The sequence below is a fragment of the Ignavibacteriota bacterium genome (genome assembly GCA_016212665.1).
GTDB lineage: Bacteria > Bacteroidota > Ignavibacteria > UBA10030 > SZUA-254 > FW602-bin19.
Window position 1 is genome coordinate 59,654 of the sequence record JACREZ010000023.1, and the last position, 12,083, is coordinate 71,736.

The following is a 12,083-nucleotide window of genomic DNA, read 5'->3' on the forward strand; positions in this document are numbered from 1 at the left end:
AACTAAATATCCCTTCCGGCGTGTTCACTACCGAAGATAAATTACAAAGTGTTTTATCATCATTAATTAACTAACTGTTCTTAACAAATAATAAAGGAAAAATTTATGTCAGAAAGAGAAATGTGGCTTCAGACAAGAGAGATGGAGCTTCAAACAACATTAAAAGTTCTGCGGGCTATACCTACGCATCGGCTTGAGTATAGACCGCATGAAAAATCACGTTCGGTCGGTGAACTTGCGTGGGTGTTTGCTTCCGAAGAGGGATTTCTAAATATGATTATCAATGGAAAGATTGAAATGGAGAACTTAGGCGCGCCAAAGGTTCCTGCAACCATGGACGAAATTATCTCCGGATTGGAATCTTCCTATAAAGCAAGCAATGACCGTGTCAGGAATATGTCCGATGACGGATTCAATGCCATGATGGACTTCTTTACAGCTCCCGGAAAAATGGGAAAGATGCGTAAAGGAGACCTTCTCTGGATGATGGTGATGGACCATGTTCATCATCGCGGGCAAATGTCCGTCTATCTCCGTCTCGTCGGAGCGAAAGTTCCTTCGATTTACGGACCGACCGCAGACGAACCCTGGATGTAGTAAACCAATTTCCATCAGGTTGAATATCATCTATACAATTGATATTGCTCATCCTCCGCTTTCGAGTGATGAAGCAGAACATGTACTTTCTTCATCGCTGAGAAAAGTTCAATCTTCCTCACACTTCCGTGTCCTGAAAATTATTCATGGATACGGAAGCGGGGGAAGAGGCGGAACATTGAAAACAGTTGTGCAAAACTGGATTCATGGTAACCGCGGTCGAATGAAACTTTCAATTGACGGAATGAATATTCATCCATTTGATGCAAGCGTACAACGACTCTGCGCTGAATGTCATCTCACTGCCTCAAATGATTTGGGCGAACCCAATAAGGGAATTACCATTGTGTGGATTAAATAACAGTTTCCGGTTTTCCTGCCTACGGCTCGAAGAGTCTTCGGTCAGATAATGGAATCATGAAACAGAAAAACCTTTTTATCAAATAATAAAAACAACAAACAAAACTAAGTAAGGTCAAGGTATGTCAACACTCATTCGTAACGGACGCATCATAACTGCCGAGCAGGATTACACGGCGGATGTTCTTATCGAAAAAGAAACTATCACTGCCATCGGCTCAAATCTCCAAATGAAAGCCGACACGGTCATTGATGCAAGCGGGAAGTACGTCATTCCCGGCGGGATTGATGTTCACACGCACATGGATATGCCGTTCGGCGGAACGACTTCGAGCGATGATTTTGAAACCGGCACACGTGCCGCGGCATTTGGCGGAACGACATGCCTGATTGATTTTGCCATTCAAACAAAAGGGCAAAAAATCCGCGAAGCGCTCGACATTTGGTGGAAGAAAGGAGAAATCTCGACAATTGATTTCAGTCTCCATATGATTGTTACTGATTTACCCGAAGCGCATCTCGAAGACATGAACGAGATGGTGCGGGAAGGAGTGACGAGTTTCAAACTCTTCATGGCGTATCCCGGTGTCTTGATGGTTGATGATGCAACGATTTTCCGCGCGATGAAAAAGACGGCGGAGAACGGTGCGCTTGTCTGTATGCACGCCGAGAATGGAAGCGTCATTGATTTGTTCGTGCAGAAAGCAATTGCTGAAGGAAAGAAAGCGCCGATTTACCACGCACTCACCCGACCAACAACTGCGGAAGGAGAAGCGGTGAACCGGGCAATCGCTCTTGCACAAATGGCAGGCGCGCCGGTGTACATCGTTCATCTTTCTTCTGCTGATGCGCTGGAAAAAGTTGCCGAAGCGCGTGACCGCGGCATTCCCGCATTTGCGGAAACATGTCCGCAGTATCTGTTGCTTTCGATTGAAGATTTAGAGCGACCGGATTTTGAAGGTGCGAAGTATGTCTTCACACCGCCGCTACGCGAAAAATGGCATCAGGAAAAACTCTGGGCGGGAATCAAGAAAAATACATTGCAAGTTGTTTCGACTGACCATTGTCCGTTCTGTTTCAAAGAACAGAAAGAATTAGGGCGTGATAGTTTTGCAAAAATTCCGAACGGCGGGCCCGGAGTGGAAAACAGGTTGCAACTGCTTTTCCATCACGGTGTCAATCTGGGAAGAATTTCGGTGAATCGCTGGGTGGAAATTGTTTCGACTGCACCTGCCAAAATGTTTGGTCTCTACCCGCGCAAAGGAACGATTTCTATCGGAAGCGACGCAGACCTCGTCATCTGGAACCCAAACACCGAGCATACAATTTCCGCGTCAACGCATCACATGCGTGTTGATTACTCTATGTTTGAAGGATTTAAAGTGAAAGGGAACGCAGAAACAATTCTTTCACGCGGAGAAGTTATTGCTGATAAAGGCAAATGGTTTGGTAAAGCCGGTCGAGGAAAGTTTATCAAACGGGATGTGTTCGCAGGAGCGTGGAAATAAAATTACTGCTTCTATTTACATGAAGATAAGTATTTTCTGGTAAATGAAGATGAGGTAGTGTGAGTAAAAAGAAAAAAGTAAAAAAACCTAATAATTCTAACTCTGTGCCAATAGAATTAGAAAAGAGGAATCAAAACAAACATGCTTATAAAGTTTTGGTTGGGATAATCTCCATTTTCTTTACTATTACGATATCGTTGTATTCAACAGAGTTGAGGGGATTCGTTGACTCGATCTTTGGGTGGACTCGTCTTCAATTTGCAACAGATCCGGAAATGAAAGTGGTAAGGTCAATGTTTGGACATGATTTTTCTGTTATTAAGTCATCTTTAGGAAAAGATTCTATAGTTGTACCATATGAAGGAGCAACTACTTACCAAATTATTTTACACATAAAAAACTTATCTGAAGAAGAGTTAATTATCCAAAATGCTAATATTATTAATGATACTGAAAACAAAGTATTTCTTGATCTGGGAGTACCTCAGAAAATTAATGATAAAGACCTAATAAATCACCTTAAATATGAAGAAACTACTTATTTACGGTTTGAAAGATATATTAATAAGATTGAATTGAGTCAACGCAACGAGCTATTAAAATGTATTGAGTCAGCTAATTTAAAAATTCAACTTCAAACTAATTTTAAAAAATACATATTAGCAGTTAATTGTATTTGGTTTCATAATGGGGACAGATATTCAATAATAGGAACAGACACAAACATCGCCAATTTTGAATATAATGATTCTGAAGGAGTAAAAGTTGGAGGACTTCTTACACAACAGCCATTACAGTGGCCCAATTTTAAATAATAAAATAGAACCTAAGTTTTAGTTGATTCAATTTATTCTCTATCTTCGGGGGGCGATGAACGGTAACTTGTTCAAATATTCATTTGTGTTCAGCCTCTTGGTGTTGGCTATGTACTGCTCTGGATATTTCTATCCCGTGAGCTTGAGTTGGGGATTTCATTTCTTAGGATTTCTACCGCCGTTTATATTTATATCATTCCTTGTTGTCTCTCCCCTTGTGCTTCTACTCATCTGGAAAAATTATCTTGACAAGCCGGTAGAGATTGTTTCAAGTTTAATGGAGAGGAAACCGTTTCTCTTTCTTACGGCTGTAATTGGATTGTTCGTATTGTTTGCAGTTTTTCTTCGAGTGAACATTCCATTGCTCGGCGATAGCTTTGTGTTGCTCAATAATTATGAGTTCACCTTCAGCGGCGACCATGAATTGTATTTACATCGTTCCCCTCTTTCGTTCTTCTATTTTTATATCATCGCATCGTTGTTGAATGTGACAAGTTACCCCGCGTTAATGGATGCGTTCCTTGTCGGTGAACTGTTGCTCGGCGGGGGATTCATCGTGAATACCTTTTTTACTGTTAAACATTTATTTGAAGAACCCAAGGCACGACTTGTTATCTTCTGCTTTCTTCTGACTCTGCCGTATATGCAATTGTTCTTCGGCTATGTTGAATTGTATTCGGTCGTGTTGTTTGCGCTTTCATTATTCACACTTGTATCAGTTTTATCAATGAAGAAAATATTGCCGTTTTATTTTGTACCACCGGCGTTTCTCTTTCTTCTCACTTCTAATTATTTAAACGTAATCCTTTCCTTTGCACTTCTCTTTGTAACGGTTCAGGAATTTCGGAATGGAAAAAAGTGGACGATTCCGGTTGGTTATCTCCTTTGCGGCGTGTTCATCGTTGTGGTCTTTGCTCTTGTCGGATTTGATGTGCAAAGATTTTTTTCGGCGGCGGAACACAGTCACTGGCTTTCGCTCACCCATGACAAAGGAGACGAGTTTCAGGCATATGGATTATTTTCGCCGTTTCATGTACTTGATTTGGTCAATCTCTTTGTCATGCTTGGCGCTTCGGCAACATTTCTTTTCGCGGTCGGTTTGATGAAAGAACGTCTAAACATCTTCAAAAGTGAAATAAATATTTTTTTCTTGTCAGCAATAATCCCTGTTCTTGGATTTATTGCCTTAGTGAAGTTTGACCTCGGATTTCCGAAAGACTGGGATGTGCCTGCGCCATACTTTTTTCTCTTCAACCTCTTTGCTCTTTTGATATTTTTTCAAACAGAATACTTAAACAAAATTACCATCGTTGCGTTGTTCACAATTGTTTCGCTGCTGACTTCGATGCCGTGGTTCCTTGTCAATGCAAACGCTGAAGCAACGTTGCAACGGACGGAAGCGTTGATTGATTCACGCATCACTTCTCCGAGCGGAATGTATCAATCGCAGTTTCATCGTTCGATGTATTATCACAAACACAAAATGCTCGATAAACAAATTGATGTGTGGACGCGATACACAACGAATGTTCCGAACGATTGGCGAGGGTTAAAAAATCTTGCCAAATCATATTATGAAGGCGGACCCACATACGATTCGCTAACGACCGCCGCGTTTGAACAATGGGTGAAAACCGATTCGTTGAAGAATGATGGTACAATTGAATACGCGAACTTCCTTTCCGAACGGGGATTATTGAACTATCGTGTCGGAAAAAAGGAGATTGCGGAAATGCAATTCCGGAAGGCGATTGCATTGAACCGTGAACTCGTTGCCGCGTACAACAATCTCGGCATCCTCTATCTTGATATGCAACTGCCTGACAGTACAATTGTTTTTTGTCGAAAGGCGGTGAACATCAAACCTGATTATGTTCTCGCGTTTCAAAACATGGCGAACGCATTTGCACAAAAGAATGCGTTCGATTCAGCCATTGTGTATTATCAAAGAGTTATCAGCATTGACTCCAAGTATGTAAACGCATACGAGAATATGAGTCGTGCGTACTATCAAAAGGGCAACCAAATCCAAGCGCTTGTATTCTTGAAGCAAGCGGCAAGAATGGGAAGTATGAGCGCACAATATGTTTTGCGCGCTTCGGGAGAGAGTTGGTAACATGACGAAACCAATGCTTGCAGGTATGCTGGCAACAATGTTGCTTGTTCTGTTTTTTGTTGCCGGATATTTATTTCCGGCAAGCCTGAACTGGGGATTTCATTCGCTCGGTTTCCTTCCTGATTTTATTTTTGCGGCGTATCTCCTCGGAGCGTTTCTTTTGATTACATTCACGGTGAAAGGGAAAGCGGAGAACTTTCTTGAAAAAGTAGCGCTGTTTATGAAGAAGCATCCATGGAGATTTCTCTTTATCTCTTTAGGAATCTTTCTACTCGTTTCGGCTATTTTCAAAATCAAAGCGCCGTTGCTTGGCGATGGTTTTTTTCTCGTACGAAATTTTTCAGAAGCGATGCGCGGAATATCTCCGCTGTATCTGAGGAACGAACCGCTTGCAACGTATTATTACTACGGCTTTTCACTTTTGTTTGGCACAAGTTCGTTTGATGCTTTTCTCTTTTCGTTCTGGCTCGCATGTGTAGTCAGCGGGTTCGTCTTTCTTACCTGTTCGTTTTTTATTGTCCGGAATCTGTTTGAAGATTCCACGACTCAACTGATTTCATTGTTGTTCGTCTCTACCGCATCGTACATGCAATTGTTTTTCGGATATGTTGAAACGTACTCGGTTGTACTTGCAGTCGTTTCGCTGTATGTACTTTGTGCAATATTGTTTCTCAGGAAAAAGATAGATTTTGTTTGGGTTTCACTTTGCCTCTTCTTTGCATGTGTTGTGCACTATCTTTCTGTGTTGTTGCTCCCGTCATTCTTGTTTCTGATGATTCGGGAGTGGAAAGAACGCGGTCTCAAACAAATATCTGTTGGTACGATGTTGATAGCAATCGGTGTCTTCATCACGCTCTGGCTTGCTGATTTCAACATCGAAAATCTTTCTTCATACGTTCCGCATCAGCATTATCTCTCTGTTGGAGAAAGTACGGAAGTGTTTGAATCGTACTCGCAGGCATACACATTGTTTTCTCCATATCATTTCATTGATTGGTTCAATCTGTTCATTCTTCTTTCTCCTGTATCATTGTTCATGCTTGGTCTCTTGCTGTTCAGATGGCAAACAAACCAATGGAAATCTCCTGTTGTAGTATTTCTGGTTGCCATTGTTCTCCCGCTTATACTATTCACGTTTATTGCAAAATATGATTTGGGCGCTGCGAAAGATTGGGATGTCGCCGCATCATTTTTCCCGACTCTCATTATTCTTGTTTGTCTGATGTTTTTCAATTCAGATTTGTCCGATAAAAAGAACGTTGCTTTGATGTTCCTCGGAATTACCATGCTTCATTCAACGGCATGGTTTACAATGAACGCAAGTACCGAACCGGCAATCACCCGTGTGAAAACTTTGTTGGATACAAGAACTGTTTCTCAACTTGGACATTATGCTACGTCGCTTCACCTCGCTATGTATTATCATCAAATGAACAATCATCCGCCTGCAATTGATGTGTGGAAAGAATACTCGAAAAAGTTTCCGTACGACCGCCGGGGATATTTGAATATCATTCAGAACATTAAGGTCGTGGATAAGAATGATTACACGGCGATGAAAGAGGTATATGAGACGTGGCTTTGGGTGGATTCTCTGCGGCAGCAGACCTCCGAAGAGTTTTCAAAACTTTGCATTGAGGCAGGAAATTATTTATTTGAAAAAGAACAAACTGAACAAGCAAAAGGATTTTACATTCGTGCGACGGAACTTACGCCGCAGTTTGCACGGGCGTACAATAATTTAGGAAGCGTCTATGCAGTTCAGGAAAGCACCGGATTGGCAATACAAAATTTCCTTCGTGCGGTTGAGTTGGATTCAACGTACGGCGATGCGTACTATAATCTTGGAAATGCGTATAGTGATGTGCGGAAAAGTTCATTAGCAAAAAAATGTTATGAGATGGCTTCGCAACTCGGGAATACATTAGCAAAACAAACATTACAACATAGTCAATAAACAGGTTCTTTATTTAGGAGAAATCATGAAACAATCACATCACGATTTAGTCGAAATCAATGTTGAAGAAATCCGGCACAGTCCGCTCGTCAATGAAGACATAGCGCCGACAAAAATCTCGCAACGTACGTGGACGACGTACAACATCGCCGCGCTGTGGATTGGCATGTCAGTCTGTATTCCAACGTACATGCTTGCAAGCGGTTTAATTGCAGGTGGCATGAATTGGTGGCAGGCAATTCTCACCATCGCTCTCGGCAACATCATCGTTGTCATCCCGATGGTGTTGAACGCGCATGCGGGAACGAAATACGGAATTCCGTTTCCTGTTCTTGCACGCGCGTCGTTCGGTGTGCTTGGCTCGAACATCCCCGCGTTACTTCGCGCCATCGTCGCGTGCGGGTGGTTCGGAATTCAAACGTGGATTGGCGGACAGGCAATCAACGCGATGCTCGTTGTTCTCCTTCCATTTTGGAAAGAGTTGATGATTGGTCCATGGGTAAGTTTTGCAATTTTTTGGGCGATGAATGTCTATTTTATTGTGAAAGGAACGGAGTCCATCCGATGGCTCGAAGCGCTTGCCGCTCCATTCTTGATTGTCGTAGGACTTGCATTGCTTGGCTGGGCGTATGTCAATGGTGGCGGCTGGGGACCGATTCTTTCTCAACAAAGTAAATTCCAAACTGCGGGGGAGTTCTGGAAATTCTTTGTTCCGTCCCTCACCGGCATGGTCGGATTTTGGGCAACACTTTCGCTTAACATTCCTGATTTTTCCCGCTACGCGAAAAGTCAGCGGGCGCAAATGCTTGGTCAAGCACTCGGACTACCGCCGACAATGACGCTCTACTCGTTCATCGGTGTCGCTGTTACTTCTGCAACGATTGTCATTTTCGGGGAAGCTATTTGGGACCCAGTCGTTCTTCTTGCTAAGTTTGACAATCCCATCATCATTCTTCTTTCGATGCTGTCGCTTCTCGTCGCAACGCTGACAACGAACATTGCGGCAAATGTCGTTTCGCCCGCGAACGATTTTGCCAATCTTTTCCCGAAGAAAATCAGTTTCAAAACCGGAGGAATGATTACCGCCGTTATCGGAATTGTGATGATGCCGTGGAAACTCCTCTCCGATTTCGGAACATACATTTTCGGTTGGTTGATTGGCTACTCAAGTTTTCTCGGTCCCATCGCAGGAGTAATGATTGCTGATTATTTCATCATTCGTAAGCGCGAGATGAACCTGAAAGATTTATATCTCCGCAACGGCGAGTATGAATATTCCCGCGGGTTCAACTCGAAAGCAATCGTTGCATTGTTGGCTGGCGTTGTGGTTGCGCTCATCGGTTTATTTGTTGAGCCGCTTCGCTTCTTGTATGATTACGCGTGGTTTGTCGGGTTTGGAGTTGCGTTTGTGGTGTATGTGGTGGTGATGAGGAAGTAATTAGCTGCTCTATCTGAAGAGTGGTTTTAATTGTTTGAATTGAAAACAAATTGTATTTTTCTTTTGAAAGGAACACTATATGACATACGAACTACAACAGAGAATTACCATCAATGAAAATATTTGCCACGGAAAACCATGTATTCGAAACACGCGGATTATGGTTACGAATATTTTGAGTCTTTTCGCCGGTGGTTATGATATTCCTAAAGTGTTGACGTATTACCCCGAACTTCAGGAAGACGACGTGCGTGCCGCGATTGAATATTCGATTGAATCAATTCAAAATGAAGATGTACAACTATTACAAGTATAGCATTCAAAGTCCGTATCGCGATGTTACGACTTCTTCTTGACCAAAACCTTTCGCCCTTAACGACTTCCTTTCTTCGTACTCTCGGGTATGATGTTACAGATACAAGAGAACTTGGACTCTCCACTGCTGAAGATCCATTAATACTCAATCGTGCAAAAGAACTTGATCGAATTATCATCACATATAATGGTGACTTTGCTGACATTAAGGAAGTTCCGCTCGGTACGCATCCCGGTGTGATACGATTAAAGGTGATTCCGCAGACCGAAGATATTTTACATCCGATTCTCGAACATCAGTTGAAGATACTTTCTCGACAAGATATTTCTGGTTGTCTAATCGTTATTGATAATTGGAAAATGCGTATCAAGAGAAAATGAACATTTCGAATCCCCCCAAGTGAATCTCCACACCACTCTCCACCAATATTTCGGCTACACATCTTTCCATCCGTTGCAGGAAGAAATCATCTCCGACCTGCTGAACGATAAAGATGTGTTCGTGCTGATGCCGACGGGCGGAGGAAAATCGTTGTGCTATCAACTGCCTGCAATCATGCGTGAAGGAGTTACGGTTGTAATTTCTCCGCTCATCGCTCTGATGAAAGACCAAGTGGACGGATTGCGGAGGAACGGCGTGCGCGCATCGCTCATCAACAGTTCGATGAACGATGGAGAAATTGAATCGGTGCGGAGGGAATTGCTGGCGAAGAATATTCAGTTACTGTATGTTGCGCCGGAGAGAATCAAACTCGGAACGTTTTTACCGTTTCTCAAACAACTCAACGTCCGTCTTTTTGCAATTGATGAAGCGCATTGTATTTCGGAATGGGGGCATGATTTCCGACCTGATTACCGTCAACTGGCGGTGCTGAGGAAGGAATTTCCATCGGTTCCTGTCGTTGCGCTCACCGCGACAGCCGTTCCCGCCGTGCGCGAAGATATTCTCACGCATCTTCATTTGCGGCAACCGAAAACGTACGTTGCAAGTTTCAACCGGCAAAATCTGTTTTATCAGGTTCAGCCGAAACAGCAGACCTATCAACAACTGCTCACGTATCTCAACAATCATAAAAACGATTCGGGAATTATTTATTGCTTTAGCAGGAAAGGGACGGAATCGCTTGCAGAGAAATTGAAAGAAGACGGATACAAGGCGTTGCCGTATCATGCAGGACTTGATGCGACAACGAGAACAAAGCATCAGGAAATGTTCATTAATGATGATGTGAATATTATTGTCGCGACGATTGCGTTCGGGATGGGTATTAATAAATCGAATGTACGATTTGTGATTCATCATGACCTGCCGAAGAACATCGAAGGATATTATCAGGAGACGGGGCGCGCCGGAAGAGATGGTTTGCCGAGCGATTGCATTTTGTTTTTCGGGTATGGTGATACCGTGAAAATTGAACACTTTCTTGAATTAAAGCCCGATGCGCACGAACGGGAAATTGCAAGCGCAAAGTTGAAGGAACTCGTTCGCTATGCCGAAAGCCGTATCTGCCGGAGAAAAATTCTCCTGAATTATTTCGGCGAAAAGTATTCCGTTCCCAACTGCGGCAATTGTGATAACTGCCTGAACACCCGCGATATGATTGACGGAACAATCATCGCGCAGAAAATTCTTTCGTGCATTACTCGTACGGGTGAACGCTTCGGGATGAATTACATTGTAGATGTCCTGCTTGGAAATCCGACGGACAAAATATTACAGAACCGTCATGGGGAAATTAAAACATTCGGAGTTGGGAAAGAATATTCAAAAACTGAATGGCAGAGATTTATTCGTGAACTGACAAGTTTGGAAGTGATTACCGTTCAGCAAGAACCGTATCCGATTCTCAAATTGAACGAGACGAGCATGAGAGTTCTGAGAGGAGAGAAAGTTCTTCTGACGAAACATCACGCAGAGAAAATAGTGTATGAGAAAAAAGATGAAGGAATAATTGACAGAGAGTTGTTCGAAAGTCTCCGTCGGTTGCGGAAAGAACTTGCCGTGCGGGAAAACGTTCCGCCATATCTCATTTTTTCCGATGCAACGTTGAAAGAACTCGCAAGCAAAAAGCCGACCGAGGTAGCTGAACTCAGCACTATTACAGGAATGGGGCAGGTGAAATTGCGGCGCTACGGAAATATCTTTCTTGAAGAAATTCAGAATCATATTCAACCGTATGACAATGTTACAGTTGATAAACATGAGCGTGATTATTTCTCTGCTGATACTAGTGAGTATGCAAAGATGGGGACGAAGTGGACAGAAGAAGACGAGCAGTTACTTGTTCGGGAATATTCTAATGGGAAATCCATAGCCGAACTTTCGATACTGTTGCAAAGAAGAGAAGGTGGAATCCGTTCCCGCTTGGTCAAGTTAGGATTGATTGAAGACGAGAATTATTCTCAGTAAATTTCTTACATTCACGAGGACATGCAAGAATGCGTGTCCTATCGTTGTATACAAATTATTAATATCTCTAAACCATGACTAAAATATTTCTCTCTTTGTTTGTTCTCATTTTGATTTCATTTTCAAGTCAAGTCTGTATAGCCCAGCACGATGATTCATCAAAAAATAAATCTCCCGAAAAGAAGTACGACATGAAAACTTACTACATGGTTTTCCTGAAAAAGGGACCGAATCGTGACCAGGACTCAGTGACGGCGGCGAAGATTCAGGAAGGACACCTTGCGAACATCGGACGACTTGCAGAGTTAGGAAAGATTGCCATCGCCGGACCGTTCTTAGATGAAGGAGACGTTCGCGGAATCTTCATCATGGATTGCAGTTCGAAGGAAGAAGCGGACTCGCTTTGTCAGACCGACCCGGCTGTGAAAGCAGGAAGACTGAAAGCGGAAGTGCGTCCGTGGATGAGCGCACGAGGAGCGAAACTACCGTGATTTGTGATTGGTGATTAGTGATTCGTGAATCATTTAGTTTCAATCATTCCTTTCATATTGTATGTATTTCTTTGTT

The 12,083-nt window shown here is 42.8% G+C and carries 11 protein-coding genes; all 11 read left to right on the forward strand.

Annotation, left to right across the window (positions count from 1 at the left end):
* Window positions 1-105 precede the first annotated feature (105 nt).
* The 11 genes from HY960_07245 (at window position 106) to HY960_07295 (ending at window position 12,007) form a co-directional block, all read left to right on the forward strand.
* Window positions 106-597 (forward strand): DinB family protein, encoded by a 492-nt coding sequence (locus tag HY960_07245; protein ID MBI5215533.1) that lies wholly within the window; start codon window positions 106-108, stop codon window positions 595-597.
* 19 nt (window positions 598-616) lie between these two features.
* The gene (locus tag HY960_07250) at window positions 617-958 is read left to right on the forward strand and encodes a Smr/MutS family protein (GenBank protein ID MBI5215534.1); all 342 of its coding nucleotides are present in this window, start codon (window positions 617-619) and stop codon (window positions 956-958) included.
* A 121-nt stretch (window positions 959-1,079) separates the two neighbouring features.
* Window positions 1,080-2,465: a dihydropyrimidinase gene (gene hydA / locus HY960_07255; protein ID MBI5215535.1), complete on the forward strand. Its 1,386-nt coding sequence runs from the start codon at window positions 1,080-1,082 to the stop codon at window positions 2,463-2,465.
* Window positions 2,466-2,524: 59 nt separating this feature from the next.
* A complete protein-coding gene (locus HY960_07260) occupies window positions 2,525-3,280 on the forward strand; it encodes a hypothetical protein (GenBank protein MBI5215536.1) in 756 nt (251 codons plus the stop codon).
* Between the two features lie 217 nt (window positions 3,281-3,497).
* A complete protein-coding gene (locus HY960_07265) occupies window positions 3,498-5,396 on the forward strand; it encodes a tetratricopeptide repeat protein (protein ID MBI5215537.1) in 1,899 nt (632 codons plus the stop codon).
* Window position 5,397: 1 nt separating this feature from the next.
* Window positions 5,398-7,353: a tetratricopeptide repeat protein gene (locus HY960_07270; GenBank protein MBI5215538.1), complete on the forward strand. Its 1,956-nt coding sequence runs from the start codon at window positions 5,398-5,400 to the stop codon at window positions 7,351-7,353.
* Window positions 7,354-7,378: 25 nt separating this feature from the next.
* A complete protein-coding gene (locus HY960_07275) occupies window positions 7,379-8,791 on the forward strand; it encodes an NCS1 family nucleobase:cation symporter-1 (GenBank protein MBI5215539.1) in 1,413 nt (470 codons plus the stop codon).
* A 79-nt stretch (window positions 8,792-8,870) separates the two neighbouring features.
* Complete coding sequence (locus HY960_07280; GenBank protein ID MBI5215540.1) at window positions 8,871-9,107, forward strand: DUF433 domain-containing protein; 237 nt, start codon at window positions 8,871-8,873, stop codon at window positions 9,105-9,107.
* Between the two features lie 20 nt (window positions 9,108-9,127).
* Complete coding sequence (locus HY960_07285) at window positions 9,128-9,487, forward strand: DUF5615 family PIN-like protein (protein MBI5215541.1); 360 nt, start codon at window positions 9,128-9,130, stop codon at window positions 9,485-9,487.
* A 19-nt stretch (window positions 9,488-9,506) separates the two neighbouring features.
* Complete coding sequence (gene recQ, locus HY960_07290; GenBank protein MBI5215542.1) at window positions 9,507-11,516, forward strand: DNA helicase RecQ; 2,010 nt, start codon at window positions 9,507-9,509, stop codon at window positions 11,514-11,516.
* Between the two features lie 74 nt (window positions 11,517-11,590).
* Window positions 11,591-12,007, forward strand: coding sequence for a hypothetical protein (locus HY960_07295; GenBank protein ID MBI5215543.1), 417 nt, complete (start codon window positions 11,591-11,593; stop codon window positions 12,005-12,007).
* Window positions 12,008-12,083 lie beyond the last annotated feature (76 nt).

Bases quoted from the DNA above. Each gene is read 5' to 3' on its own strand.
- HY960_07245 (MBI5215533.1), top strand. From the start codon at position 106: ATGTCAGAAAGAGAAATGTGGCTTCAGACAAGAGAGATGGAGCTTCAA.
- HY960_07285 (MBI5215541.1), top strand. From the start codon at position 9,128: ATGTTACGACTTCTTCTTGACCAAAACCTTTCGCCCTTAACGACTTCC.
- HY960_07295 (MBI5215543.1), top strand. From the start codon at position 11,591: ATGACTAAAATATTTCTCTCTTTGTTTGTTCTCATTTTGATTTCATTT.
- HY960_07280 (MBI5215540.1), top strand. From the start codon at position 8,871: ATGACATACGAACTACAACAGAGAATTACCATCAATGAAAATATTTGC.
- HY960_07275 (MBI5215539.1), top strand. From the start codon at position 7,379: ATGAAACAATCACATCACGATTTAGTCGAAATCAATGTTGAAGAAATC.
- hydA (MBI5215535.1), top strand. From the start codon at position 1,080: ATGTCAACACTCATTCGTAACGGACGCATCATAACTGCCGAGCAGGAT.
- HY960_07270 (MBI5215538.1), top strand. From the start codon at position 5,398: ATGACGAAACCAATGCTTGCAGGTATGCTGGCAACAATGTTGCTTGTT.